The sequence below is a fragment of the Myxococcota bacterium genome (assembly GCA_039030075.1).
Lineage (GTDB): Bacteria > Myxococcota_A > UBA9160 > UBA9160 > SMWR01 > JAHEJV01.
The window spans coordinates 17,943-44,399 of the sequence record JBCCEW010000038.1 but is presented as its reverse complement, the minus strand read 5'-3'; the positions used below and the strand labels follow the sequence as shown (position 1 = coordinate 44,399).

The 26,457-nt window shown below is 68.8% G+C and carries 19 protein-coding genes; 8 read left to right on the top strand and 11 right to left on the bottom strand.

Annotated features, from left to right (window positions below):
- On the bottom strand, positions 1-933 hold a 933-nt coding region (locus AAF430_25300; protein MEM7413574.1), incomplete at its 3' end, for a hypothetical protein.
- A 305-nt stretch (positions 934-1,238) separates the two neighbouring features.
- On the opposite strand from AAF430_25300, the gene AAF430_25295 reads away from it, so the two are divergent.
- Positions 1,239-2,429 (top strand): hypothetical protein, encoded by a 1,191-nt coding sequence (locus tag AAF430_25295; GenBank protein ID MEM7413573.1) that lies wholly within the window; start codon positions 1,239-1,241, stop codon positions 2,427-2,429.
- Positions 2,430-2,436: 7 nt separating this feature from the next.
- Here the strand turns inward: AAF430_25295 and AAF430_25290 are convergent, their stop codons facing one another.
- A complete protein-coding gene (locus AAF430_25290) occupies positions 2,437-4,653 on the bottom strand; it encodes a tetratricopeptide repeat protein (protein MEM7413572.1) in 2,217 nt (738 codons plus the stop codon).
- 129 nt (positions 4,654-4,782) lie between these two features.
- On the opposite strand from AAF430_25290, the gene AAF430_25285 reads away from it, so the two are divergent.
- Positions 4,783-6,204 (top strand): sulfatase, encoded by a 1,422-nt coding sequence (locus tag AAF430_25285; GenBank protein MEM7413571.1) that lies wholly within the window; start codon positions 4,783-4,785, stop codon positions 6,202-6,204.
- 30 nt (positions 6,205-6,234) lie between these two features.
- Here AAF430_25285 and AAF430_25280 read toward each other — a convergent pair whose 3' ends face one another.
- A complete protein-coding gene (locus AAF430_25280; GenBank protein MEM7413570.1) occupies positions 6,235-8,922 on the bottom strand; it encodes a TonB-dependent receptor in 2,688 nt (895 codons plus the stop codon).
- Positions 8,923-9,165: 243 nt separating this feature from the next.
- On the opposite strand from AAF430_25280, the gene AAF430_25275 reads away from it, so the two are divergent.
- Complete coding sequence (locus AAF430_25275; GenBank protein MEM7413569.1) at positions 9,166-10,137, top strand: hypothetical protein; 972 nt, start codon at positions 9,166-9,168, stop codon at positions 10,135-10,137.
- Positions 10,138-10,198: 61 nt separating this feature from the next.
- The gene (locus AAF430_25270; protein ID MEM7413568.1) at positions 10,199-12,313 is read left to right on the top strand and encodes a tetratricopeptide repeat protein; all 2,115 of its coding nucleotides are present in this window, start codon (positions 10,199-10,201) and stop codon (positions 12,311-12,313) included.
- Here AAF430_25270 and AAF430_25265 read toward each other — a convergent pair.
- Genes AAF430_25265 through AAF430_25250 form a run of 4 tightly spaced genes read right to left on the bottom strand, consistent with a single transcriptional unit; the run spans position 12,310 to position 16,545 of the window.
- A complete protein-coding gene (locus AAF430_25265; GenBank protein MEM7413567.1) occupies positions 12,310-13,665 on the bottom strand; it encodes a tetratricopeptide repeat protein in 1,356 nt (451 codons plus the stop codon). The genes AAF430_25270 and AAF430_25265 overlap by 4 nt on opposite strands.
- The gene (locus AAF430_25260) at positions 13,662-14,255 is read right to left on the bottom strand and encodes an energy transducer TonB (protein ID MEM7413566.1); all 594 of its coding nucleotides are present in this window, start codon (positions 14,253-14,255) and stop codon (positions 13,662-13,664) included. The genes AAF430_25265 and AAF430_25260 overlap by 4 nt, the downstream gene beginning before the upstream one ends.
- Positions 14,252-15,748: a MotA/TolQ/ExbB proton channel family protein gene (locus tag AAF430_25255; GenBank protein MEM7413565.1), complete on the bottom strand. Its 1,497-nt coding sequence runs from the start codon at positions 15,746-15,748 to the stop codon at positions 14,252-14,254. The genes AAF430_25260 and AAF430_25255 overlap by 4 nt, the downstream gene beginning before the upstream one ends.
- Entirely contained in the window at positions 15,748-16,545 is a 798-nt protein-coding gene (locus tag AAF430_25250) for a DUF3450 domain-containing protein (protein ID MEM7413564.1), read from the bottom strand. The genes AAF430_25255 and AAF430_25250 overlap by 1 nt, the downstream gene beginning before the upstream one ends.
- Before the next feature lie 641 nt (positions 16,546-17,186).
- On the opposite strand from AAF430_25250, the gene AAF430_25245 reads away from it, so the two are divergent.
- Both AAF430_25245 and AAF430_25240 read left to right on the top strand, forming a co-directional pair.
- On the top strand, positions 17,187-19,028 hold the full coding sequence (locus AAF430_25245; protein MEM7413563.1) for a carboxylesterase family protein: 1,842 nt from the start codon (positions 17,187-17,189) through the stop codon (positions 19,026-19,028).
- A gap of 71 nt (positions 19,029-19,099) precedes the next feature.
- Positions 19,100-20,086, top strand: coding sequence for a GDP-L-fucose synthase (locus tag AAF430_25240; GenBank protein ID MEM7413562.1), 987 nt, complete (start codon positions 19,100-19,102; stop codon positions 20,084-20,086).
- Between the two features lie 3 nt (positions 20,087-20,089).
- Here the strand turns inward: AAF430_25240 and AAF430_25235 are convergent, their stop codons facing one another.
- On the bottom strand, positions 20,090-20,674 hold the full coding sequence (locus tag AAF430_25235; GenBank protein MEM7413561.1) for a DNA-3-methyladenine glycosylase I: 585 nt from the start codon (positions 20,672-20,674) through the stop codon (positions 20,090-20,092).
- A gap of 44 nt (positions 20,675-20,718) precedes the next feature.
- The gene (locus tag AAF430_25230) at positions 20,719-21,381 is read right to left on the bottom strand and encodes a class I SAM-dependent methyltransferase (protein MEM7413560.1); all 663 of its coding nucleotides are present in this window, start codon (positions 21,379-21,381) and stop codon (positions 20,719-20,721) included.
- A 23-nt stretch (positions 21,382-21,404) separates the two neighbouring features.
- Between AAF430_25230 and AAF430_25225 the strand changes: the two genes are divergently transcribed.
- On the top strand, positions 21,405-23,264 hold the full coding sequence (locus AAF430_25225) for a glycosyltransferase family 39 protein (GenBank protein ID MEM7413559.1): 1,860 nt from the start codon (positions 21,405-21,407) through the stop codon (positions 23,262-23,264).
- Between the two features lie 230 nt (positions 23,265-23,494).
- Here the strand turns inward: AAF430_25225 and AAF430_25220 are convergent, their stop codons facing one another.
- Positions 23,495-24,016, bottom strand: coding sequence for a hypothetical protein (locus AAF430_25220; GenBank protein ID MEM7413558.1), 522 nt, complete (start codon positions 24,014-24,016; stop codon positions 23,495-23,497).
- Between the two features lie 349 nt (positions 24,017-24,365).
- Between AAF430_25220 and AAF430_25215 the strand changes: the two genes are divergently transcribed.
- Positions 24,366-25,316: a MaoC/PaaZ C-terminal domain-containing protein gene (locus AAF430_25215; GenBank protein MEM7413557.1), complete on the top strand. Its 951-nt coding sequence runs from the start codon at positions 24,366-24,368 to the stop codon at positions 25,314-25,316.
- A gap of 41 nt (positions 25,317-25,357) precedes the next feature.
- Here the strand turns inward: AAF430_25215 and AAF430_25210 are convergent, their stop codons facing one another.
- On the bottom strand, positions 25,358-26,431 hold the full coding sequence (locus tag AAF430_25210; protein ID MEM7413556.1) for a polysaccharide pyruvyl transferase family protein: 1,074 nt from the start codon (positions 26,429-26,431) through the stop codon (positions 25,358-25,360).
- Between the last annotated feature and the right edge of the window lie 26 nt (positions 26,432-26,457).

Below are 26,457 nucleotides of genomic sequence, written 5' to 3'. Positions count from 1 at the left end.
GCCCGCGGGCAGCATGTTCGGGATCGGGGTCGACACCATGCCCACCAGGCCGAACGGGCCCGTCATGGTCAGGGTGTACATCAGGAAGATCGGACCCGAAGCCAGCATGTCCGTGTCGTACGCGGCATAGCCACGACCCGCTGCGCGCGAGCCCATGCCCACGATCACCTGCAGGCCAACACCGCCCGGCAGACCGGGCAGGCCCAGCACCGCGAGGGACGAGGTGTTAGTGCCCGTCGTCAGCACCAGGCCCATCGTGCCACCGAAGGCGTTCACGCCCGCGGTGTTCTTGATGATGCCCGGCGAAGCCGCGCCCGCACCCGTGATGTTCGTGCACAGCGGGTTCGGCGGCGAACCCATGCACCAGGTGAAGTTGGACCCGGCGCGACCCGTCTGGGTCGTCCAAGCGCCGGCGCGCATGCGGCGCCACACGCCCGTGTTGTTGCCCGTCGCCATCGTCTGGTTCTGGGCCTCGAAGGGCACCGACATCGGGCCCGCGAAGTTGAAGCTCGTGGCGAGCTGCTGGAGGTTCGGCACCAGCGGCACCGGCACGTTGTTCACCATGGTCGCCGGAGCGCTGATCACGCTCGTGGGCACGGTGAACTGGGCGCCGGCCATCGTGCCCGTGGCCATCACGGTCTGCACCGCCGGGTTGCCGCGCATGCAGCCGCCCGGGAACGCAATCGCGCTCTGGGTGTTGGCGGGCGTCATGCCCGTGATGGGCGGCGTAGCCGTCTGCGGAACCATCGTTCCGATGCGGAAGCCCTGGGTGATCGACGGGCAGGGCGACGCGCCCACTGCGGGCAAGTCGATGAAGCCACCCGTCGCCGAACCGGCCTTGGCGCTGATGATATACGTCTGCGCCTGGACCGAGCCGGCAACTAACAGGCTGATGGCGGATACGCCAATCAGCGCAAGTCGACTGAGTCTCATTTTGTCTCCTCGGATTTGGAATGCCCCTCCGAACCTCGAAGGGAGCGCGCGAACCGATGGGGTTATTAGGCAGCAATCCCCATGCCAAGGTCAAGGGAATTCATGTACCTGAATTCCCTCGGTTTTTTGGGCATGTTGACATGACCGATCGCTGGGGATGGGAAAAACTCTTCCCATTTCGGGAAATCGCGTTCTTTTCGCAGGGAAACTCGCAGAAATGCTTTGAAGCTGCGGGGTTGGCGCGATATCGCCTCAGGCGAAACGATTCGATTGCCGATCGATCGCCCATGCGTAGACTGCCGCCCATGCGACGCTTCTCTCTCTCGATTTCGCTCGCCGCGCTGGCCCTCTGTACCGCCTGCGGCGCACCCGAAGACCCGACCGAAGCCCGCGCGGCCGACGCTCTGCCGAGCGATCCGGCGGCCCGCGCCGCGGCGCTCCTCGCCGAGCCCGACCCGCTCCGCCGACAGGCCCGCTTCGCGAGCTTCCTGGTCGAGACGCCGGTGGCCGAGCGCAACGCGGTCTTCGAGGCGTACGCCGGGTCGAGCCTGGAAGCGGGCGACCCGGAGGTCGTCGCCATGGCCGCCTGGTGGGCGGCCGCTGATCCGGAAGCCGCCTTCCAATGGACCCAGACCGACTGGCGGGCGATGAGCGGGGCCGTGTCGGCGGCGGTGTTCCGCAGCTGGGCCCAGCGAGATCCGGAAGCCGCCATCCGCCACGCCGAGGCCCTGCGCTTCGACGTCCAGCGCGACAACGCCGTCACCGCCGCCCTGGTCGGCTGGGACGAGTCGGGGCAGCCCGGGCTCGAGGAGCACATCCAGGGCCTCACGGATCAGGTGACCCAGCAGACCCGTGCCGAAGTCCTGGCGCGACGGCGCGTCGCTGCACTCGGCGGCGAGAAGGCCGTTGCCTGGGCGGACGCCCTACCCGATCCGCGCTTCCGGCGCGTCATGATTCCGCGCGTGCACAGCTCCCTTGCCGTCCTCGATCCCGCACACGCAGCGAAGCTCGCGGCGCCGCGGATCACTGAAGGCGATGCCCGCCCCAGCGGGCTCGCGCGCCGCGTAGGAACACGCTGGGCGCGACAGGATCCGCTGGCGGCGCTCGGTTGGCTCGAAACGCTGCCCGCCGGCAAGGATCGCGACGATGGCGTGATGGAGGCCTACCGCGATTGGTTTCGCAACGACGTGACGGCCGCACTGGCCTGGGCCGAAGAGCGCCCGGTCGAACGCTGGGCCGAGCCCGCGCTCTCGGTGTATGCGAAGGCCATCAGCGGCCGCGACCCGGCGACCACCATCGAGTACGTGAAGTCCTTCAGCGACGTGCCGCTGCGGGAGCGCACGGTGACGATCATCGCCCGCGCCTGGCTCGAGCGGGACTACGACGCCGCCCACGCGCATCTGGAGACGATCGAGCTGCCGGAAGGCGTGCGCAAGCGCAGCTACATGCTGCGCCAGGACCGCTTCAAAAAGCCGCCGACGGACTACACGCCCTAGATCGCGGTCAGCCCGCTTCGGGCGACTCGCTCGGCTCGGCCTCGACGAGCGTCGCCAGGAAGGCCTCGGCTTCGGCGCCACCGCCGAAGAACACCGCGCGACGCGCGAGTTCGAGGGTCTTGGTGGGTTCCGCGCCGCGCGCCACGCGCAGCGCCGCCAGCCGCGATGCGGCCTCGTGGACGTAGGGGTGCTTGTCGAGCAACCGCTTCAGGGTTGCCTCGGCGTCCTCGGTGCGGCCCGCCTCTGCGAGCAAGCGCGCAGCGACGACCGGCGCCTCGAGATCATCGCGATGCGCCGCGATCAACGCGTCGTAGCGCGCCATCGCGCCTTCGACGTTGCCGCCTGCCGCATCGAGCTCGGCCAGACCGCGCAGCGCGACCGCGTCCTCGGAATCGCTCGCCAGCGCGGCCTCGAAGGCTTCGCGCACCGCGCTCTCCGGTCGCCCCGCCGCGCGCAGCGAGCGCCCCTGCAGCGCCTTCAGGTGCGCATCGCCCGGGTTCGCGGCCAGTGCGGCCTCGACCCGCTTCAGCGACTCGTCAGCCTTGCCCGCGTCGATCAGGTGGCGCGACAGCGCATCCAGCGCGGCCACGTGGGTCGGCGAAGCGAGCTGCACGTCTTCGCGGGCTTCGATCAGTGCGATCGCGGCCTCGGGGCCCTCGGTCTGCGCGACGCCGTCGGCGAGGGCGGCGACCATCGCGCCCCAGTGCTCGCTCTCGCCGTGTCGCTTCTCGAGCTGGGGCAGGTTCTCGAGGCGTCCCATCTGCCCGAGAGTCTCGAGCTCGAAGAGGCCGGACTCGAACTCGGCCTCGCGTCCGCCGCTCTGGAACGCCACCGCGGACAGCGCCAGGTCGTAGCGCCCGGCAGCGCGATGCAGACGCGCCAGCCGCAGGTGAGCGTCCGTGGCCTTCGCGTCGATCCGCATCGCGTAGCGGTAGTCCTCGACCGCCCGCGCGAAGTCGCCGACACGCTCGGCGGCGATCGCGGCGTAGTAGCGAGCGATCGGGTTGTCGGGCCAGAGCCGTACCCCTTCGTAGTAGTACCGCAGGGCCTCGGCGGGCTGATCGCGCTCCAGCGCCACCCGACCCCGCACCATCGACTGGTACGCGGGAATGTCGAAGCCGTCGGCCACGCGGAGGGCCTCGTCGAATTGCCCCGCCAGCGCCAGCACGTCTGCGTAGGTGAGCTCGAGGGTCTTGTTCTCGCTGCGGTCGAGTCGGCGCGCGTTCTCGAGGTCCGAGACCGCGGCGGCGTAATCCTCCTGCTCCACATGGAAGGCCGCGATCGCGGCCCAGGCCTCGGCCGCCTTGTCGGGAACCGGCACGTTCGTGCCCTCGCGCAGCAGCTCGATCGCCTCGTCGGTCTTCCCCTCCGCGCGCAGGCGGATCGCCAGGTTCGAGCGGAGCGCCATCAGGCTCGGATCGGCTTCGAGTGCCTCTTCCAGCACTTCCTGGGTGCGCTCGGGGCGGCCCTGGGAGTCGTAGAAGGCGCTCGCTTCCTTGATCACGATGCCATCGGAGGGAAAGCGCTCGAGGCAGTCCGCAAAGATCTCGTCGGCCTTCGCGAGCTCCCCTTTTTCTTTCGCAAAGGTCGCCCGCGCCGCGCACATCCCCGAGTTGCCGTGGAGACCGAGGCTGTCGTCGCGGTAGGACTCCTCGAGCACGGCCAGGGCGTCGCCCGCCTCTTCGGTGCGCTCGAGCGCCAGCAGGGCCACCGCTCGTGGAACCAGGGCGAGGGTGTTGTCCGGATCGATCTCGAGGATCTTCTCGACGTCGGCCAGCGCCTCTTCATAGAAGCGGCGCGAGCGGATCTGCGCGTCGGCCCGCACCAACAGTGCGTTCACATTGTCGGGCTCGGCCTCGAGCACCTGGTTGGTGGTCTCGATCGCGTCGTCGTAGGCCCCGGTCCCGATGAACGAGGCGGCCAGCGGCAGGGCCGCCTTGCTGAGCCACGCCTCGTTCTCCATCGAGCGACGCAAGGGCCAGATGGCGAGCGACTGCTGGCCGGTGGTGAGCAAGGAGATGCCGTAGTGGTACTGGACCTCGGGATCGTCGGGGCGCTCCTCGAGCAGCGCCCTCAGCGGCTCGATCGTTCCCGCGTAGTCGCCCTGCTCCTGCCGCGCGATCAAGCCGGGCAGCGGGTCGGCGGGCTCGCATGCGACGACGCCCAGCACGCAGGCGAGCAGGAGAAGGATCCATCGAGTTCGAAGCAGGTGTTGGTACGGCACGGGCGCGGAGTATAACCGCCCTCCCCGCTCGCCTCGGCCTCAAAGCGCCCCAAAATCAGGGATCTGCACCGCGCGAATCGGCGCGCCAGAGGGCCGCGCGGCGCTCGGGCTTCGCTAGATTGCGCGTCCATGGAATCCAACGCACTTGGTCGTTTCGTTCGTGGGCCCGGCCCCTGGTTGATCGCGGCAGTCGTCGCGTTCGCGCTCTACTTCGCGAACCCCTGGGGCGAAGACGTTCCCGAGGACCCGCGCCCGATCGGAGGCGTCGAGGCCTTCGAGGCCCTGCGCGAGCGGGACGACGTCAACGTCCTCTTCATCCTGGTCGACACCCTGCGCGCCGACCGTCTGCGCACCTATGGCTATACCCGCCCGACCTCGCCCTTCTTCGACGCGATCGCGTACCAGGGCGTCCGCTTCGATCGCCACCTCTCGCAATCGTCTTGGACGAAGTGTTCGATGGCGTCGCTGTGGACCGGCTACCACCCCACCCGGGCCGGTGTCACGCGCTTCGACCACACCATTCCCGAGCAGGCGAAGATGCCCGCCGAGATCTTCCGCGAGGCCGGCTTCCGGACGGCCGGCATCTGGCGCAACGGCTGGGTGGAAGGCTACTTCGGCTTCGACCAGGGCTTCGAGATCTACACCCGGCCCAACTTCAAGCCCGTGGCCAGCGACGTTCGCCGCGAGAACCCCACCGTCACCCACGGCGGCACCGACGTGGACGTCGTCGAAGGCGCGGTCGAGTTCCTGCGGGCGTACGGGCGGGAGCGCTGGTTCCTGTACCTGCACCTCATGGACCTCCACGAGTTCGTCTACGACTCGGATTCGGCGAAGTTCGGTACCGGCAATGCCGACATCTACGACAACTCGATCCTGCGGGTGAACTACATCCTCGACCAGCTCTTCGGGCACCTCTACGAGGCGGGACAGCTGGACAAGACGCTGATCGTGATCGGCTCCGACCACGGTGAGGCCTTCGGCGAGCGCGGCTTCGAGGGACACGCGCGTACCGTGTACCCCGAGACCACCGAGGTGCCCTTGATCTTCGGCCTCCCCTTCCGCCTCCAGCCGGGCCTGGTCGTGAAGCAGCGCACCGAGAACGTCGACATCTGGCCGACGATCCTCGACATGCTCGGGCTGCCCGCCCTGGAAGACACGGACGGTCGGTCGCGCGTGCCCGAGATGCTCGCCGAGCTGCGCTCGGAGACGCCGCCCGCCGACGAGACCGTCGCGGTCGCCCACCTCGACCAGACCTGGGGCCAACGCGTCGACACGATCTCGCCCACGGTGTCCGTTTCGGAGAAGGGCTTCCGCTACGTGATGGTGCGGGGTCCGAAGGGCAATACCGTGGAGGAGCTCTTCGACGCCGACCAGGACCGCCGCGAGCTCCAGAACGTGGCGGAAGAGAACCCGGAAGTGACGGCGCGCCTCCGCGACGAAGCCGAGCGCTATCTCGAGCGCGAGCCGCCCTGGAAGGACGACGCGCCGACTCTCGAGCTCGACGAGATTCAACTCAACCAGCTGCGAGCGCTCGGGTACTCGCTGCCCTAGCCCCGCCGATCGGACCGCCGCGAGAGCGGGCTAGAAGTTGACGGTGACGTCGACGCCGATCGTACGCGGCTCGCCCACGAAGTTGATGATCACGCGGGACACGACGCTCGCGTCGAAGGCGAAGTTCTTGTAGACCTCGTCGGTCACGTTGCGCACCCAGCCGGCCACTTCGATCGAGCCGCCGGGCGTGCGGTAGGTGAGTCGCAGGTCGTGCAGCCAAAACGCTTTCTGACCGATGGCGTGACGCGGCAACAGGCTGGTGCCGTCGAAGTCGATATTGCCCTCACCCTCGTTGACGCCGTAGAAGATGTCGTCCTGGTAGCTGAACTGATAGAAGGGAATCAGGTAGCCGTACTTCCCCAGGTCGAATTCCCAGCTCGCGTTGCCGGACACCTTCCACTCGGGCGCGTTCTGCAGCTGATCGCCCGAGAAGTCCTGCACGAACGAAACCACGAAACCGGCCAACCGCGCCTCGCGCTGGATCTGGAAGTCGATGAACTCGCCGTGCAGCCAGCTCGCGTTGCCCGTGATCTCGAGCCCTTCGATGATGCGCGGCGCCCAACCTTCGAGCGGCTTCAAGCGCATCTCGAGCTCGGCGCCGAAGTTCTCGGCCTGACTCGCGTTGACGATCTCGAGGACCGGTCCGCCGTTCGCGGCGTTCGAGAAGAGGAAGAGCTGGTAGTCCTGGTACCGGTAGTAGAAGAAGGCGCCTGACATCTGGAGACGCTGATCGAGGAAGCGCCCGCTGAAACCGACTTCCCAGGCGTCGACGAACTCGTCTTCCGCCGGGTCCTGGGTTTCGCCGGTATTCAACGCGTTGAAGTGGCCCGCCTTGAAGCCCCGGTTGTACTGGGCGTAGATGCTGGCGTTCTCGTAGAGGTGGTAGCGAAGCTGAATCTTGCCAGTCGGCGTCTGCCAGACCTCTTCCTGGTCGATCGCGTCCTGGGGACGGATGCCGCCGCCGAAGGCCAGGGACCGGTCGAAGCGGAAGGTCTTGCGCTCGTAGTTGAAGCGCACGCCGCCCTCGAGGGTCAGCTCGTCCAGGAAGTCCCACGCGAAGCTTCCCCAGACGCCCGTGCTCCAGATGCGCTGGCTGTAGTCGCGGATGGTCCCGGCGTCGATCCCTGCGGCGGTGTTGGCCAGCACGTCGAGGCTTTCCTGGAGATAGAAGCCGCCGATCTCCCACTCGAAGGGCTCGCGCGCGAGCTCACCGCCGACCTTCACCTCTTGATAGGTCTGCCAGGCTTTGTCGTCTTCGTCGATCTCGAAGAAGATCTCGGGCGTAAAGTCGTTGTCGCCGCGGGTGAAACGTCGGTACTGATCCCACGAGGTCAGCAGGCTCACATCGAGGTCGGCGATCTTGCTCTCGATCTCGAAGAACCCGCCATAGGCATCTCGGGTCACGCGCCCGTCGCGGTTGTAGTCGCCGCGGAACGGACGGGCGTCGAGGGGCCGCTGGGTCAGGCTGGTCTCGAGCAGCGCCTGGGCGAAGGGGTTCTGACAGGCGAGCGCGGCGTTGCGATCGCAGACGGCTTCGATCTGGGGAATCAGGTCGCGATCCTGATAGCCGTCATCCGTGATGCCACCGAACACGCGGTCGCCGCCTGGGAAGCCCTGAATACGCCCGAACCCGATCGCCTGGCCGTAGACGTTGTCCTGGTTGAGCCGGCTGCCGTGGAGGTTGAAGAAGATCTTCGTCTCCATCTCCGGCGGCGTGATGGCCCATGTCCCCCGCGCAGCCCAGTTGTGCTCGAACTGGACGCGGCGGTTGAGGCCCACAGGAATCAAGGAGATGCCAAGCACTCCCGCGCCCGGGTTCGGATTCGGAATCAGGTCCTGGGAGAGCTCGCCGCAGATCGAAGCATCTGCTGGGAGAACCGCGGGAGGGTTCCGCGCCAGGCGCGAACCGAAGGGAGGCGCATTGCCGCAACCGTTCGTCTTGTACGGGTCCGAATCGCGCAGGCGGAAGGCGAACCGCCCGGAGAACCAGTCCTCGACGATCGGCATCTCGATCGCGCCTTCGTAGTCCTGCAGGAAGGCGTGAAGTGCCCCCTTGCCGCCGTCCGCGGCACGGCGACCGAAGGTGGCGCGCAGGTTCGCCGCGTAGGAACCCGTCGGGCGCCGCGAGGTCACCGCGATCGCGCCCGCCGAGGCGTTGCGGTATGCGCCCGTACCCTGTGGGCCTCGCAGTGCCTGGATGTCGCCGATGTCGTAGAGCTGACCGGTCTGGATCGCCGCCGCATTGATGGCGACGCGGTCCTGGAACACCGCGACCGCGCCGGTCGCGTTCGCGCTGAAGTCCGACAGGCCGACGCCGCGGATGAAGAAGATCGACTGGGTGGCGCCGGGCTGGATGATGTTGACGTTCGGCGTGACCCGAGAGAGATCCGAGATGTTCTGCGCGCCGAGCGCTTCGATGTCCGCCGCGTTGAACTGGGTCAGCGAAGAGGGGACCTCGGTCTCGATGGCGTCGATACCGCGGCCCCGCACGCGCATGATCTGCACGCCTTCGGGCGGCCCGGACGAATCATCGTCTTCGACCTCGTCATCGACCGACGCATCGGCCTGCGCCAAGAGGATCGTCGCGTCCCGCTCATCCTCCTCAGCGGCGATGGGCGACGAGGCCGTCGCTGAAATCAGCAACAGGCTCGCGAGAAAGACGGCCCAGGACCGGGGTACATCAGGGCGCAGCTGTCGCGCCGGAACAATCGAATTCATCAAGGAAGCTTGCCTTGCCACATCCCGCGAGAGAACGCATCATCTCTGATGCGGGAGGCGGCGTCAAACCGGTCCGAAGGCCGGAGACCTTTTTTGGGTTTCCTTGCCGCGTCGGACTCGTCTCGTCAGAATGATTCGATGCGCTTAGTTCCGTCTCCCCCCGCACCCGGTGCGCGCACTCGGGCGCAAGCTCCGCGTCCGTCCACTCCGAGCTACTCGCTTTCCCACCGCCATCGCTGGTGGATGTGCTTCCTGCTCGGCGTACTCCTGCTGTCGGCACCGAATCTTGCGTCGGCGACCGAGCAGCGCGACGAATCCGAACTCTGGGTGCCGTCGTTCTCCGCCTACTTCGACATCATTCGCCAGGAAGCCGAGGGTCGGATCGACTCGACCGAGATCGCCGGACCGCCGTTCCCGGCGGGTTGCTTTCTGGATCGGAATCCACCGTTCCCGGACATCTTCAACGGGGACGTCTGTCCGAACTCCGACGTCCCTCGGAACTTCGGCACCACGATCGCCCAGAACGGGGACGGTTCCGACACGAACGTCACGACGATGGTCGGCGGCTCCTTCGAGCTGATGACGCCGCGCTTGACCGAGCGCTTCCTGATGCCCCGGGTATTCGCCCACATCGACCTGGCGGCCACCTTCGGCTTCGAGCGCAACCTGGCCGGCGGCGGTTCACCGGGCGCCTTCGCGCCCCCGATCCTGCCGGCCTTCGATCAGCGCATCTTCGAGGTCGCGATTCGTGGCCAGGGCTCGCGCGCGCGCACACAGTTGGATCGGCTGCTCTGGTCCGGCGGAGCGGGCCTGGCGTTCACCATCGACGCCTTCGATCGACGCCTGCGCGTCAAGCCCTCCTTCGAGTTCATCCGTCAGGAAGTCGAGGTGAGTGGCGTGGTCAACCGTGCGGTTCAGCTGATCGAGCCCACGACCACACTGAACGACTTCCGATTCATCTCGCTCTCGGCAAAGCGCAAGGTCCGCTACTACGGCTTCGGGCCCGGCCTCGAGCTCGAGGCCGATACCGCCCGCGCCAGCTCGATCGTCATGAGTGTCTTCGTCTCCGGGCGTCTGTATCGCTTCGCCGGAAGCTTGCGCGAAACGCTCTTCGTCTCGAACGAGTTCGGCGAATCGGCCACCTTCACCATCGAGCACGAACGCTGGGCCTACCGCGCGGGCGTGGGGGTGCGCTTCCGCTGGGTCGGCGAGTAGCGCCGGGCTCGGGCGTCGCACGGGGTCGGCGAATCCCCCGACACCGGGCACACTCCGCCCCATGAGCGCAACGGCGTCGGGGGCCGCCTGGGCGAGGTGGGGGATCCACGGGATCGCGTGGCTCACGGGCGCCGCCGTGTTGGTGGCGGCGGGCCAGCCGATCTTCACCGACGACCTTTGGTGGCATCTCGGACTCGGACAGGCGTTTGCGAGCGAAGGCCCTCACCTCGCAGAGGACCCACTGCTCGACTCGCCAGCAGGCCCCCCACACACGGCCGCCTGGCTCGCCGACGCGGGCTTCGCGCGCCTCCTCGAGCTGACGGGCTTCCAGGGTCTGCGCGCGTTGCACGTGGCGCTCGTCCTCGCCGCGTCGGGCATGTTGTGGGGACTGCTGCGGCGCGCGGCGGGCAGCGCCGCGGCGGCGAGCGGCGGCGTGGTGATCTTCTGGCTGCTCTCGACCTACCGGCTCGTACAGCTGCGCCCGCATCTGTTCACCCTCCTCGCCGCGTTCGCCGTCGTCGCCTTGCTCATCGTTCCCCGCAAAGCCCCCGGTCCCGGTCGGGTCCTCGCGGCCGTAGCCATCGTCGGTCTCTGGGCACAGCTCCACGCCGCGTTTCTGCTCGGGCCGCTGCTCGTCGCCGCGGCACTCGGAGGCGTACTCTGCGCGCACTGGCTGTCGGAACGCGCACGGAGCGAGGGCTGGACACGGGCAGTCGCGCTCGCGGTCGCGCTCGTCGGCATGCTGGCGGCGGGTCTCGCGAATCCCTCGGGCGCCGACGCCTACCTCGCCTACTTCGCCGCTGGCGGGGAGACCACCGACCTCGGCGTCGTCCTCGACGAGTGGTCGCCGGTCTCGCTCTTCGCCTTCCCCACCACCGGGGTCCCCCCGACTCCCCTGGCGTGGACCCTCGTATGGGCGCTGTTGATTGCGACGCTCGCGGTCGTGGTGCGACTTCTGCGCCGCCTCGATCGCATCTCGGGACAGGAAGGCGCTCTCGCATCGTCCGCCGCGCTCTCGGGCGCGCTCCTGCTCTTCGCGTCGCGCTTCCTCTGGCTGGGCAGCCTGATCGTACTGTGGCTCGTGCGTGCCGAACGACCGGCGCTGCGTGCTTTGCTGCGTCGCAGCGCCGGCGGGCTCGCGATCGCGGGCACGCTGCTGCTCCTGGTCGCCGCGTTCTTCCAGCGGGGCGACTGGCCGCTCGTCACGCGCGGGTTGCCCCAGACGTGGAGCGGCTATGCAACGCCCTACGCACTCCAGAAGTACGCGACCCATGCGCTCTGGTGGCTCGCGGACACCGAGCTCGAGGGGCATCTCTACACCGACTACTTCCAGGGTGGGTTCGCCGGCTACTGGCTCGCACCGCAGCTGAAGACGCTGATCAACGGCTCCCTCAACATGCCCAAGGAAACCGTCACCGCGCTGGCCGCGATCGACGCGCGCCAGGGGGCGGAACCCGGGGATAGTTTCCCCGCGCTCCTCGACCGGCTCCAGATCGATGTCTTCCTGGGAATCCGACTCCCCGAGACCGGGAACCCCCACCGTCCCTGGGCCTACACGGCAGGACACCTCGAGGGAACGCCCGGCTGGCGCCTGGTGTTCCGAAACCTGCAGAGCGCGGTGTACCTGCGCAACGTCCCCCGCAACGCGGAGAACTTCGCGCGCGTCGCGCGCTACTACGCCTCGCGCGGCATCCCCTTCGACCGCGAGCGCGGGCTCGTCGTGTCCCAGCTGCTCGCAAACGCCCCGGAATGGAGCGTCGCCCACGGCGTGGTGCCACGCGCGTTCCAGCCGCTGCGCGGCAGCAACCGACTGGCGGATCGTCAGCGCACCGCGGCGCTCTACACCACGCTCGGTGCCTACCGCGAAGCCCTCGCGATCGACGAGCCCCTACTCCGCGCGCACCCGGACCGCCTCGGTATTCGCCGTCGGCTCGCGTGGACGCTGCTGCGGATGGAGCGTCCCCAGGATGCACTCCGCGTCCTGGACGCGGCCCCGCCCGAACAAGAGCGCGATCGCCTGCTGCGAGGCCTCACGGAAACCGCCCGCGCCTTCGCGATCCTCGAGACATCCGAAGCCCGGCGCAGCGCGCTCGCTCGAACGCCCTTCCTGGTGCGCGCGGAGGTTCCCTGGCTCACCCAGGGCATCGTGCCGCCCCGGGTTCGCCCGGCGCGCTAGGCCTCGCCCCGCGCCGCCGCTTCGGCGGCGGCTTCCGCGGCTGCGGCTGCGGCCGCGGCCGCGGCTTCGGCCTGGGCCCGCTCCTGCGCGAGGTGCTGCAACCAGACTTCCGCCTCACCGCGGGTTTCCTTGTGCCCCGCGGCGCGCTGGAAGGAACGCTCCGCCAGTGCCGGGCGCTTGCGGCTGTAGTTCACGATGCCGAGCAACAGCTGGGCGTCGCCCGGACTGCGCAAGCCGCCCTTGTCGAGGGCGCGACCGAGCGCCTCCGCCGCGGGCTCGTATTCCTCGCGCTGGACGTGGACCTGAGCGAGGCGCACGTAGAGCTCGCCGTTCTCGGCGAGACTGGCGGCGCGATTGAGCGGCGGGATCGCCGACTTGTACTCGCGCGCCGCAATCCAGCTGTTGCCGAGCATGGTGAGAGCCTCTTCGTCGCCCTCTACCGCGCCCGCATCGAGAGCGGTCTGCAGCGCCTCGGCCGCGCGATAAGGCAGCCCGACGAACATCATCAGCTGCGCCATGCGAAGCAGATCGGGTCCGGCCTCCACCTGACCGTCCTCATAGGCGAGCTGCAGGGGTACGAGCGCCTTCTCGTAGCTACCGAGCGCACCGTGTACCGTCGACAGGCTCTTCCAGTAGCTCTGCTTCGGGTACTCGGACACCAGCGCCTGCAGCACAGGAATCGCGGCCTCGTAGCGCTTCTCGATCAGGTGAAGCGCCAGGAGCAGCTGCAGCCACGCCTCCTTCGGCTCGTCGGTGAGCGTCGCCGCGGTCTCGACCGGTTCGAGCGCTTTCTCGTAGGCGCGGTCCTGGTAGTAGCAGAGACCCAACAGGTAGTAGGAACTCGCGTTGGGCTCGTCGGGCGTCTCGTCGAACCAGGCTTCCAGAGTCTCGGCCGCCTTCGACCATTCCTCGTCCTGCATCCACAGGCCCGCGATCTTGAAGCGCATGTCCGCCGCGTTGCTGGGCGGGAACCCGCCCGCGTCGATCGCCAGCTGAAAGCGCCGTCGGGCCTCGGGACGATCGCCACGGCCGTTCGCGATCAAGCCGTAGTCGGCCTGGACCGTCGCGACGTCATAGGCGCTGTACCGACGCAGAAACAGCTTGTCGAGCTGAGCCTGAGCTTCGTCCCACTTCTCCTCGAAGATGAGCTCGAGGGCCTTCGCGTGGCGCTCGTAGACCTTCGGGTGGGGGCGCAGCGCCTTTTGCTGGGCACCGTCTTCGGGCTCGGCCTGGCGTCGCCAACCGCGACGCTTCTGCGGCTCGTCGCCTTCCCCTTCCGCCTCCTGGGCGATGGCGGGTAGCGCGAGACCCATCGCGAGCACGACACACACTCCGGCGAAGAGCCGCCTCACGGTCGGAACTCCAAGGTGAACCGCTCCTTCGTCTCGATGGGCTCGCCGTTCACGATCTTCGGGTTGTACTTCCAGCGTCGGACGCCCTTGAGTGCCGCCTGGTTGAACACCCGCTTCGGACGCGCGGCGATGATCACCGGGTCGCGAACCGAGCCGGTCTTCGTCACCCAGAACTCGACGGTCACCCAGCCCGTGATCCCGCGCTGCTCGAGCGCGATCGGATACTCGGGCTCGGGCTGCACCAGAGGCACGGCGCCGCGGTCGCTGCCGCCGCCCGCAATCGCCGCCTCGACGCCGGCCGAGGCGTCGATGTCGGGCGCAATCTGAGCAACCCCTTCGCCCGGGTCCAGGTTCGACCGCGAGGCGCGGATCTGGGGCGGCGGCGGCGCTTGCTTCGGCTTCTCCCGTTTCGGCGGTGGACGCTTCGTGGCCTGCGGCGTGGTGTCCCGACGCAGCCGCACGAACTCGACGCTGAGCTGCTCCCCGCCATCGAGGAGCTTGTAGCCAACGGTGATCAAAGCCTGCATCGTCCAGAAGAGCGCAAACGTGACGAGCAGCGCCATCGCGGTCGAGAACACGTACCGGGTCATTCGAGCCCTCGCTCGAGCCGGTCGGCCACCAACCCCGCGCCGTATTCGTCCAACTGGTCATTGATGCTCTTCGCGCGGTTCGAGATCAGCGCGTAGAGCAACACCAGCGGAATGGCCGTCACCAGCCCCAGCGTGGTGGTGATCAGCGCCTCGGAGATACCACCCGCCATGATCTTCGGGTCGCCGGCACCGAACAGCGTGATGGCCTGGAAGGTCTGGATCATGCCCGTGACCGTGCCCAGCAGCCCGAGGAGCGGGGCAACGATGGAGACTGTCTGCACCAGCCATAGAAACCGCTCGACGCCGCTGCGTTCCCGCAGCAGCGCCTCGTCGAGCTTCAGCTCGAGAAACTCGGGATCCGCATCGTGGTACTCCTCGTAGACGCCGAGCACCCGACCGAGCGGGTTCTCCTGGCTCGACTCGGAGCGCTTGCGCTGGGCGTCGATGCGTCGTTGAGTGAGCGTGAGCACCACCAGGCGAACCACCCCGAGCAGGAACGCAGCGATCCCGAGACCGATGATCGTGTAGCCGACGGCACCGCCCTGCTGGACGCGCTCCCAAAGGCTCGGCGTGGCCGTCAGCGCGACGAGGAGCGCTCCGCGGCTCGGATCCACCGCCAGGCGACCGATCTCACCGGGAGCGCGACCGAAGCGCTCCGCGGTGTTCGCGTACTGGGGCGGCGGAGGGCGTGCGAGGGTCCGCACCATCTGATGCTCGGGCGCCCACTGGACGTAGTCGCCGTCGGAGATCGCCGTGAAGGGACCGGCGCGAATCACCTGCCGGTTCTCGGTGCGGAGCACCTTCTTTTCCTTCTTGTCCTCTTCGAGGATCACCGGCACTTCGTAGGCAGAGACCTTCGCCTGTTCGGTGAGCTCGAGCTGAAGCGCGTACCACAGCCGCTCGAGGTCCTGCGTCGAAGGCAGGTCCGAACTCCGACCGAGGCGATCGAGGGTCTTGTTGCGCGCCTCGAGCCCCAGACTCGTCAGCGACTGCCAGGTCCCGGCGCTCAGATCCGTCGACACCAGGCGTACGACGCCGAAGAGTTCGCCCATCTGCCCGAGGCGTTCGGTGAGTCGCTCTCCGAGGGTCTCGATCTCGATCTCGTTGGCGGCATAGCGCTCGTCGAGCGACACGCCCCGCGCTTCGGCAGCGCGCACCTGCCCCTCGAGGCGTTTCACGTTGCCCGCGAGCTCGTCTCGCTGCTGCTGGAAGACGGTCCTTCGCTCACGGTCTTCCTGCGACTCGCGGGCGACGCGCGCCTTCACGCGATCGGACAGCCCCTCGTCGAGCGGACCCCGGTCTTCTTCCGGCGCGGCCTTCTCTTCGGCCTCGGCGGCCGTCCCAGCCTCCGCAGACCCGGGATCGTTTCCCGCAGTGGCCGTGTCCACGGCCGCCTCTGCCGGCTCGTCGGCCTCCTGCGCGAACGCGACCGAGCACGCCATCACGACGGCGAGAGTCAGCCAGGCGGGATGCTGGATGCGCCACCTCTGCATCAGCCACCAACCTTCGGACCGCCCGGCCCGGGTTGGACGAGCGGCAACGAGATCAGATCGGGCGCGATCTGCTTGCGCGCGACGCGCAGACCGTTGCGGATGTCAGTGCGGTACGACGGGTCGAGCGGGCGCCAGTCTCGGGCTTGCGCGTCCCACATTCCGACCTCTTCGCCATCGAGGCTCAGGTAGAGGAGCGCGATGCGGCCGAAGCGCAGGAAGTCGACGGTGGCACCGTGACCGTTCGGGGACAGCGGTCCGCGGTAGGCCTCGATCGTCCGGCCGTACTCCGTCTCGATCTGGTAGGCCTCCATGATCCGCCGGTACTTCTCCGACAGCGTCACGTCGGCGCGCACCATCATGCGGCGCAACCGCTCGATCCGCTCGGTGCGCTCCCGGATCAGGAATGGGACATCGAGTGCCACGAACGATTCGAGCGCCGCGATCATGCGCAGCATCAGCGGCGTCACGCTGCGGCCGACGGCGTCGACCTGCTCGAGCTCGCCGCGCAGCTTCGCGACCTGGGCGTCCTGGTCGTCGACGAAGGACTGCATGCGATCGTTGTACTCGCGCAATGAAGCCAGCTGCTCGACGGCGGTGTTGTATCGGGCAAGCAACTCGTCGGCTTCTTCTGCGAGCGCGTCGATCTGCTTCTGGGCTTCGACGCCCTCGCCATTGGCGCGCGTTCGCACCCGCGTGGACTCGACCAGCACCGGGGACACCGCCAGCGAAGAGGCGTCACGCCGCTCCGCGTCTTGTGTGGCTGCCGGAGCCGCGAACAAACACACCGACACGGCCACGAGCCAAGCAGCGGGTACGCGGCTCGCAGTGACGGACGGACGGCGGGACGGATCGCGGCGGACCGTAAGAATCGACCGGGCGTTCGGGATCCGTCCCCGGAGAAGACGGGTGATCATCGCTCTCCCCTTGCGGTGCGGCTGTGCAAACTAGATTCCGGCCACCGCTCTGGTCAAGCCGATCCGTCATCCCGGCCCCGGAGGGCTCGCGATCCAGAATACCCTTTCTGCGCAGGGGATCGCGCGACATCCGCGAATCGGAAAGTCCGACTGACCGAACCCGCGGATCACCGCATGCACGCGAACCCTTCCCTGCGATGCGCACCCGCATCGATCCGTGCGTCGCGCGCTCGGCTGCCGCTCACTTGCCACTCCGCTGCCGGTCTCGGCCAACCCCCTGAAACGAGGACCCCCCGAACGGGGACCTACCTGGCTGCACGGGCTCGGATCCTTTACCGCCCTTGGGCCCACGGGGTATTCTGTTCGCGTTTCGTTCCTATCTCTCTATTGGGTTCCCGGCTTCCGGTCTCCGACCCTCCCCGTCGTGGCCGCGTCTCGCCGCTGGGAACCTCCCCGCGGGTCCGCGCACAGCCCAGCGCCCGACCCCAACGAGCCCCCGACGTTTTCTCGAGTCCCCCTGAAGCATGCGTGGTGATTTCGCAGCAGTCGTAATCCTCGCTCTCGCGGTCCTTGGTTTCTGGGCCACGCGGGAAGGAACGAAGGTCGAGTATCAGCCCACGCTCGGGCTCGACCTGTCTTCGCTGCGGGTGATCGACCAGGGCGAGGTCGTCGGCTTCTCGCCGCTGCGCGGCGCCCACGCGTGGCTCGGGATCCCGTATGCCTCGCCGCCGACGGACGCCCTGCGGTGGCGCGCCCCGCGCCCGCCCGAGCGTTGGACGAAAGTCCGGGCCGCGCTCGCGCACGGCCCCGCCTGCGCCCAGTTCGCGCGCCCCGTGGGCGTGACGAGCGCGGCGTCGGGTACGGGCGAAGTCACCGGCAACGAGGACTGCCTCAGCCTGAACGTCTACGCGCCCCACTTCGGTGCGGAAGCGGTCCCCCAAGGCGCCGCGCGCCTGCCCGTCATGGTGTGGATCCACGGTGGCAACAACACGATCGGCTCGGCCGCGACCCACGACGGCGGCACGCTCGCGCTGAGCCGCGACGTGGTCGTCGTGACGCTGCAGTACCGACTTGGCGCCCTGGGCTGGTTCTCGCACCCGGCGCTGCACGAGAGCGGTTCCAGCACCGACGACCGCTCCGGAAACTTCGGCACCCTCGACATCATCGCGGCGCTCGATTGGGTCCAGGCGAACATCGCGAACTTCGGGGGCGACCCGGACCGCGTCACCATCTTCGGCGAGTCGAGCGGGGCCACCAACATCTACTCCCTGCTGCTCTCGCCCCGTGCCGAGGGACTCTTCCATCGCGCGATCCTGCAGAGTGGCAGTCTCCACACGACTCCCCTCGACACCGCGCGCAACCTGGTGGACGACCCCAAGCCGGGCCACCGGCGGAGCTCCTCGGAAGTCGTGGCGCAGCTGCTCGTGCTCGCCGGCAATGCGAGCAACGAGGAAGATGCGCGGAAGCGGGTGCGCGCCTTGAGTGACGCCCAGACCCGCGAGGTCCTGCGGAGCGCCACAACGGCCCAGCTGCTCGAGGCGTACCGCGGCGAGACCCAGGGGCGCATCTACGACCACCCCCAGCTCTTCCGCGACGGCCACGTGCTACCGAAGGCCGACCCGCTGCGCGTGCTCGCGGCGGGCAACTACCACCAGGTCCCCATCTTGATCGGGGGCAACCGAGACGAACACAACCTGTTCCTGCTCTACAGCTCGGCGAGTGTCTGGCAGCTGCTCGGCCTGCCCTTCGGCTCGGGGGACGAGGCGCGCTACCTGCGCGACGCCGAGTACCTCTCGCTCATGTGGAAGGCGCGCGGCGTCGACGAACCCGCGACCACGATGCGCGCGGCTCAAGGGGCGAGCGTCTATGGCTACCGCTTCGACTGGGACGAGCAGCCCGACCTCGCGTGGCTCGACATCGGGACCATCGTCGGCGCAGCGCGTGCCATGGAAGTGCCCTTCGTGTTCGGCCGCCTGAGCCTCGGTGACTTCACCCAGTACATCTTCTCGGACGAGCGACGTCCCCAGGCGGAAGCACTGTCCGCGGCGATGACCTCGTACTGGACCCAGTTCGCGGCGACCGGCGATCCGGGTCAGGGCCGCCAGGGGGAATTGCCGGAGTGGCCCGACTGGGGCGACGGTCGCTACCTCGTGCTCGACACCGCGCAGGACGGAGGCATTCGCGTGTCTCGCGCGACGGTCAGCAGCCAATCAGTGCTCGCGCGGATGGAAGGCGACCCGCGTTTCGAATCCCAGAACGAGCGCTGCGAGACCTACCGCACGCTGGCGAGCTGGCCCGGCTGGCTCTCGCCCGCCGAGTTCGATCGGATCGGCGGCGCTTGCAGCGGTGTCGGAAGCGAGGGCTAGCGCGCCACGACGCGGCCTCGCCGTCGCGTCCCACATGGGCGACGCCGGGCGACTCGACTACGTTCTGGGCCATGGGGGAGCCGCTGCCGCTCGATGCGCCGGTGTTCGTGGCGGGACACCGCGGCCTGGTGGGATCTGCGATCATGCGCCGCCTCGAAGCCGAAGGCTTCACGCGCGTACTCAGGGCCACCCGCGACCAGCTCGACCTCCGCGACCAGGCCGCCGTGAACTACTGGTTCCGCGCCAACCGCCCCGAGTACGTCTACCTCGTGGCCGGTACGGTCGGCGGCATCCTGCCGAACTCGAAGCGACCCGCGAACTTCATCTACGACAACTTGATGATTCACGCGACCGTCGTGCACGCCGCGCATCTCTTCTCGGTGAAGAAGCTGCTCTACCTGGGAAGCTCCTGCATCTATCCCCGGGAATCGCCCCAGCCCATCGACGAGGGCAACCTCCTCGCCGGCCCCCTCGAACCCACGAACGAGGCCTACGCGATCGCGAAGATCGCGGGGATCAAGCTCTGCTCGGCCTACAAGAAGCAGTACGGCTGCAACTTCATCTCGGGCATGCCCACGAATCTCTACGGGCCCGGCGACAACTTCGACCTCGAGGCGGCCCACGTCCTGCCCGCCCTGATGCGACGCTTTCACGAAGCGAAGCTGCGCGGCGACCGGGAGGTCACGATCTGGGGCAGCGGCACGCCGCGGCGCGAGTTCATGCACGTCGACGACCTCGCCGACGCCTGCCTCGTGTTGATGCGCGACTACGAGGACGAGGAGCACGTGAACATCGGCACGGGTGAGGACATCGAGATCCGGGCGCTCGCCGAGATGCTTCGGGATACGGTCCACCCCGAGGCCGACCTGCGCTTCGACACGAGCAAGCCCGACGGCATGCCCCGGAAGCGGCTCGACGTGAGCAAACTCCACGGCCTGGGCTGGCGCCATCGGGTCTCCCTCGAGGACGGCGTTCGCACCACCTACGCGTGGCTGCTCGAACACTGGGACGAGGTCGTCAACCGCGAGGCCCACCCGATGCGGGTCGACGCGGCCTAGCCCCTAGCGCTTGCGGGCCAAGGGGGCGTGGCGGAAGCAGCCCGTGAGGTGGTCGTTCAGGACGCCGACGGCCTGCAGGTAGGCGTAGACGATCGTCGACCCGACGAAGGTGAAACCGCGGCGCTTCAGGTCCTTGCTGATCGCGTCGGACAGGGGCGTGCGCGCCGGCACCTGGCCGTTCTTGCGCCAGCGGTTCTGGACCGGCACGCCGTCGACGAACGACCACAGGTAGGCGTCGAAACTGCCGAACTCCTTCTGCACCGCGAGAAAGGCCCGCGCGTTCTTGACCGCACCGTGCACCTTCAGGCGGTTGCGCACGATGTCGGGGTTCTCGAGCAAACGCGCCAGCCGTTCGGGACGGAAGCGCGCGACCTTCACCGGGTCGAAGTCCGCGAAGGCCTTCCGGTAGCCCTCCCGCTTGCGAAGGATCGTGATCCACGAGAGCCCGGCCTGCGCCCCTTCGAGCAGGAGAAACTCGAAGAGCGTCCGGTCCTCGTGCACCGGTACGCCCCACTCTTCGTCGTGGTACGCGCGATAGAGCGGATCGTCGCCGCACCAATCGCAACGACGCTTCGCGGCCGCGGGCATGGGCCCAGTTTGGCGGAGCGACGCGCGAAGCGCCGCACCCGCGCCTAGGACAGTCGACCGGTCACGGCCCAGTGTCGATCGCTGATGACCTCGAGTGCCAGGTCCCCAGCGAAACCGGCCCGCTGGAGCTGCGCCCAGACCTCGTCCACCGAAAAGGCGGCATGAAGCGAGGCGTGGAAATCCCGCTGCAAGACCGGCGGTTCGTCGGCGGCATAGGTCTCGACCAGACGATCCACGTCGCTGGCGGCCGTGGGACGCAGGAGATCGACGACCTGCACCCACGCGCCGCTCGCCGCCAACGCCCCGACGGCATCCCACAGGACGGCTGGATCGGGGAGATGATGGAGCAGACTGTTCGAGAGGACGGCATCGAAGCGCTCGGCCGGAAGCGCCTCGGGCAGCCGTCCTTCGACCCAACGCACCCGCTCCGCGAGGCCCGCAGCCTCGAACGCGCGATGGGCGTGGGCGAGCATGGCCGCAGACCCATCCAGGCCCACGGCTTCCAGCCCCGGGAGGGCCGTGCACAAGCGCTCCAGGATGTCGCCGGGCCCGCAGCCCAGATCGATCACGCGGCCCGCCGTGAGGCCGGGAGCGAGCGAGCGAAAGCGGGCCACGAAATCGGCGTTCACGGACGCGAAATCCGCCGCCGCATAGGCAGCGGCTTGATCCAGGTCCTCCATCAGCTCGGGCTCGGGCGTGCGCTCCACCGGGGCCTCCGCCCGCGATCCTAGTGCGCCGCGCCGGCCGCGCGCCGCTGGCGAAGCGCGCCGAATCCCTCGAAGATCCCTGGGTGGGCGACGACTCCCAGAGCCCGGCCAGCAGCCCGGCAACACCCCCGACGGCTCCGCCCGCAGCACCGACTCGGGCCGGACCCAGTCGCCTGGGGGAGCGCCTCGGCCTGTTGGGGATCCTGCTGGCCGCCGCCGCTACGCGCTGGCGACTGCTGTCCGTTCCCCTCGAACGGGACGAGGGCGAGTACGCCTACGGAGCTCAACTCCTGCTCGATGGACAGCTCCCGTACGTCGCGTTCTACAACATGAAACTGCCCGGGATCTACGCCACCTACGCGGGCATCTTCGGGGTCTTCGGAGAGAGCGTCTCGGCCATCCACGCCGGACTGCTGATCGCGAATGCCGCCGTGATCGGCGCCCTCTTCTGGTTGGGCCGACAGCTCTCGGGCCCCATCGCGGGCCTCGGCGCCGCCGCCTGCTTCGCGGTGCTCTCCCTGCTGCAGCCCGTGCAAGGCTTGTTCGCCAATGCCGAACACTTCGTGCTGCCCTGGGCGATCGCGGGCCTCTGCGCGCTGGTGCACGGACTGGACCGCAACGACCTGCGCTGGATCGTCGGCGCCGGACTCCTGACCGGGACCGGCTTCCTGGTGAAGCAGCACGGCGTTGCCTTCCTGGCGCTGGGTGGGGTGTGGATCGGTCTCCACATCGCGCGCGTCGGCCTCGCCCCTGGCTTCCGCTTACTCCTGGCGTACGGCGCGGGCAGCGTCGTGCCCTATCTGTTGACGCTCGCCAGCTACGCGTGGGCCGGCGCTGCCGACGCCTTCTGGTTCTGGACCTTCTCCTACGCGCAGGCCTACGCGTCACGGGTACCGTTCGAAACCGGCCTGGGATATCTGCAGTTCAGTGCGACGCCGATCCTCCGGGCGGCCCCTGGCATCGTGGCGCTCGCGATCGCGGGCTGGAGCGTGGCCCCTCTCCTCGACCGCACCCAGCGCACCGCCTGGCCGCGCCTCGCGAGCTTCGCCGTGTTCTCGGCGATCGCGATCGCCCCGGGCTTCTTGTTCCGCCCCCACTACTTCGTGTTGGTGCTCCCCGCCGTCGCGTTGGCAGCCGGAATGGCGCTACAAGCCGTCGTCCACCGGTTCCCGCGCCCCGCGCCCTGGCCGCGCCTGGCGGCCGTCGGGCTCGGGGTCGCTGCCCTCGCCCATGCCGTCTGGGGACAGCACGCCTACCTGTTCACCCTGTCCCCGGAAGCCGTGGTGCGGACGACCTATGGCACCGGGAACCCGTTCGCGGAATCCCTCGGCATTGCGGACTTCCTACGCGAGCACTCGGAACCCGAGGACCGGATCCTCGTGCTGGGCTCCGAGCCTCAGCTCTACTTCTATGCCCAGCGCCGGGCGTCGACCGGGTTCATGTACGCCTACCCGTTGATGGAAGAGCATGCCTACGCCCAGCAGATGCAACGCGATTTCATCGCCGAGGCCGAATCGCATCCGCCTCGCTACGTGGTGTGGATCGGTCGCGGCATCCGCAACTCCTGGCTGCAGCGCCAGGAGTCCCACAAGGATCTCTTCCGCTGGTACTTCGCGCGGCGACCGCACTGGCGCCTCGTCGCCGCGATGGATTTCCGTGAGAACTCGGCAAGAGAACTCATCGCCGGTGACGCGCTGGCCCAGCACCGCCGCGTGCGGGGCGAGGTCTACATCGAGATCTACGAGGTGCCGGACTCGATGCGCACGAGACCCGGGTCGGATCCGAGTTCGCCGAGACCGGCCGGCCCCGACTCGTCCAAGCGCACCCCCGAGAGCGGCAATGCCGCGCGCAAGTCGTCCAGGCAACCGGCGCAGAGCGCGTGACTGACGGCCTCGTGAGAGTGCGTCACTCCCCGTAGCGCCGTTCGACACCAAGCACAGACTCGACCCATGGCTCCCTCCCCCCTCGCTTCTCGGTGGGCTTCGCACCTATGGAGTGCAGGGTTCATGCCAGGGGAGGCGTGCTCGCATCGGCGCAACCCGCCCCGAGGCGGCACGATCGGCCGCCGGCGCATCTGCACGCTGCTCACGCAGCGGGCAGCGAGGATGCGTCCCTACGCAGGAGGCACCGTCGGCGTGGTCGCCCCGGCGCGAACGCGAGCCGGCACGAACCAGCGACACACCGTGAAGCTGAAGATCATGGCGAGAACCGCATCGCTGATCACGAAGAGCGCAAGTGGGTTGTGGTTCAGCGAGTAGATGCGGGTCATGCGCGGACTGATGATCGCCCAGAGGTACTCGATGGGTCGATCCGGGCCGCCGAGCATCGCGACCCCGACCCCGAACACCGCGCCGAGGAGAAGGAGCCGGGTTCGGAAGCCGCGCGCCGTCGCGCCCACGGTCCCCGCCGCCAACGCGCCGGCGATCAGGAGAGACGGCCAGTGCAGGGTTCCGGTCGCGACCGGAATCGGGATGAAGTAGTCGAAGAAGACGTCGCCGCGGCCGCCCCAGATCGAGGCGTAGTTGTAGACCTCGGCCATCGCGGAGGCGAAGGCGCAGCTCGACAGGAACCAGAGCGCCCAGAACCCCGCCGCGCGGCTGCCCTCGAGCCCCCTCCACCGGGTGGTTTCGCCCATCTGCGCCTCCTTCCTTCTGCGGAACGGCCCGACGCCCCCAGGGCTTGAGATCGCCAGGCGGCGCCCGACAAGAGAGCCCGTCTCACTCGGGGCCCAGCCGGGCGCGGGCTTGGCGTACCCTGGGGATCCCCCGGCGCCCACTCCGGCGCGCTCCCCAAGGTCTCCGTGGTCCGTTTCCTGCTTCCCCTCCTCGCCCTGGCCCTGCTCGCGGTCGCGATCAGCGTGTCGATGCGGCAGTGCTCGTCTCTCGAGACGAACCATGTATGGGAGTGCCAGCGGACCGACGCGCGAACCCAGGAATGCGGTTGGCGCGAGCAGGGGTGGAAGCCGGCGGACGAAGGCTGACGCGTTGACTCCTCCCCAGGCGGAAGCGCCGCCCGACGACGCCTTCGGGCAGCGCACAGTGACCCGAGACGCGGTGGCTCAGTTCGCCGCGCTGACCGGCGACTACGCGCGCATCCATCTCGACCACCACCTCGGGGCCCAGACGCCGGCCGGACGCGGCTTCGCGCACGGGCTCTTGAGCGCGAGCTGGGCCCTCGGCGCGCTCACCCTCTACCGGCCCGCAGCGCTGGGCTGCGACGCAGCCGACGCGGTGCCGTCGGCGTTGGCGGTTCGCTTCGAGGACGTCGTCCATTTCGACGACACCCTGCACTTCTGCACCGCCGACCCGATCGCGGCGGACGGATTGGCCGATCCCCGGTCCGGGACGCCCACGGGCTTCGAAGTGGCGACCCAGGATGGACGCCAGGTGACGCGCGGACACCTCCTGGTGTCACGCGAGGACCCGCCGGTCGCTCCTGCCCCCTGGCGCGTCGAGGCCGCGCCGCCTCTCGACGGCGACACCCGCCTCGGGGCCGAGGCCGTCTTCGCCCACGGTCCGCGCGGCCGGGCCCGCGTGCGCACGATCACCGAGAGCGACGTGGTCGGGTTCTGCAACTTCAGCGGCGACCTCCACCCCCTCTACCTCGACGCGCCCTTCGCCGCGACCAGCCGCTTCGGGGCCCGCACCGTGCCCCCCATGCTGGCCTTCTGCCTCGCGTTCGGGAGCTGGCTGCGCGAATTCTTGCGCCTGCCCATGGCCGGCGGCGAGATGACCGCGGGGCACCTCGGCGACCGCTGGCGCAGCGTCGCCCCGATCTACTGGGGCGACACCCTCGAGGTGCGCTTCCGGCCCGAGCGCCTGCGCAAGACGCGCAGCCAACCCGTCCGCGGTGTCCTCACCTACGGACTGCAGCTGGTGAACCAGCGCGGACGCGTAGTGCAGCTGGCCGAGGTCGACCTGATGCTCTCGATCTGACCGCGCCGCGCGAATCTCACCCGAAGCCCGGGGTTCCGGGCTCAGGGCAGCCGCAGCAGGAAACGGCGCATCGTCTCGAAGTGCACATCGAGGGTCGGCCCCAAGGTGGTATACGCAGCGAACCCGGTATCGCGTTCGCGGTGCAGCCGGGCCTCGATCCGATCGGGCACGCCCGGATCGGCCCGGTGAACGCGCCGCCACCAGGTACGCGGGAGGAACGCGGGAATCCCCTCGAGCGCGAGCCCCAATGAAGCGCCCGCCCCGCGTCCGTCCTCTTCGAGCAGCAGCGTGCGCTGTCGGCGGCTCGCGAAGTCGAGGTGGGCATGGAGCCGGTAGCCCACGTGGAGGGAGCAGTCGGCGTAGAAGCGCGCCTTCTCCGGCGACCCGGTCACGTCGATCGATCGATAGCCGAGGGACGCCAGCCGCTGCGATAGCCCCGTGTGATGCGCGATGTCCGCCTCCCCGATCCACGGCCCGGTCGTGGCGAGTCCGCGGTGGAAGGCCGCGATCCGCTCGGCATCGGGCCAGAGGCGTGCCACGCGTTCTGCCACCGCCACCGCCTGATCCGCCAGGAGCGGCGATTCGGGCGGCGTGAAGACGATGCGCTCGATTGGAGCCTCGCCATCCACGCTCTCGCCGAGATGCGCGAGGTCGTACCACACCGGGCAGCCCACCATCTCCACGTTCGCGAAGCCGTGGCGGTGGAGCAGCTGCTCGGTCAGCGGGTCGCGACACCCGAGCGCTTCGGTCCGTTCGTCCATCCACCGCAGTGCCGCCAGGGAGGCGTCGGAGAAACGAACGGCCGCGACGTCGCGATCCCGGCCACCGCGCCCTTTCCAACCAACCCCGATCGGAACGACCGGGCACGGCAGGCGCTGCAGGTCGGGCACCAGCGGGTAGACCTCGGGATGGAAGCCCGGCTGGTAGCCTGGTCCGCCCGGAATCAGGACTGCGCGCGCGGACTGGAGCGCCTCGGATTTCTCATCCAGGGGCTCCCAACCCGGCACCACCTCGAGTGCGCGGTCGGGGCGCAGTGCGCGCAAGAGCGCGACGGCCCGCTCGACGATCCAGAAGTCGCCGAGGTTGCATTTCGCTCCGCTGAGCAGGACGTACACCGGCCGACCGGTCCTCCGAGGGGTTC

Excerpts from the sequence above, each read along its gene's own strand:
- AAF430_25295 (MEM7413573.1), top strand. The coding sequence starts at position 1,239 with ATGCGACGCTTCTCTCTCTCGATTTCGCTCGCCGCGCTGGCCCTCTGT.
- AAF430_25285 (MEM7413571.1), top strand. The coding sequence starts at position 4,783 with ATGGAATCCAACGCACTTGGTCGTTTCGTTCGTGGGCCCGGCCCCTGG.
- AAF430_25280 (MEM7413570.1), bottom strand. The coding sequence starts at position 8,922 with ATGAATTCGATTGTTCCGGCGCGACAGCTGCGCCCTGATGTACCCCGG.
- AAF430_25275 (MEM7413569.1), top strand. The coding sequence starts at position 9,166 with ATGTGCTTCCTGCTCGGCGTACTCCTGCTGTCGGCACCGAATCTTGCG.
- AAF430_25270 (MEM7413568.1), top strand. The coding sequence starts at position 10,199 with ATGAGCGCAACGGCGTCGGGGGCCGCCTGGGCGAGGTGGGGGATCCAC.
- AAF430_25260 (MEM7413566.1), bottom strand. The coding sequence starts at position 14,255 with ATGACCCGGTACGTGTTCTCGACCGCGATGGCGCTGCTCGTCACGTTT.
- AAF430_25255 (MEM7413565.1), bottom strand. The coding sequence starts at position 15,748 with ATGCAGAGGTGGCGCATCCAGCATCCCGCCTGGCTGACTCTCGCCGTC.
- AAF430_25245 (MEM7413563.1), top strand. The coding sequence starts at position 17,187 with ATGCGTGGTGATTTCGCAGCAGTCGTAATCCTCGCTCTCGCGGTCCTT.
- AAF430_25240 (MEM7413562.1), top strand. The coding sequence starts at position 19,100 with ATGGGGGAGCCGCTGCCGCTCGATGCGCCGGTGTTCGTGGCGGGACAC.
- AAF430_25235 (MEM7413561.1), bottom strand. The coding sequence starts at position 20,674 with ATGCCCGCGGCCGCGAAGCGTCGTTGCGATTGGTGCGGCGACGATCCG.
- AAF430_25220 (MEM7413558.1), bottom strand. The coding sequence starts at position 24,016 with ATGGGCGAAACCACCCGGTGGAGGGGGCTCGAGGGCAGCCGCGCGGCG.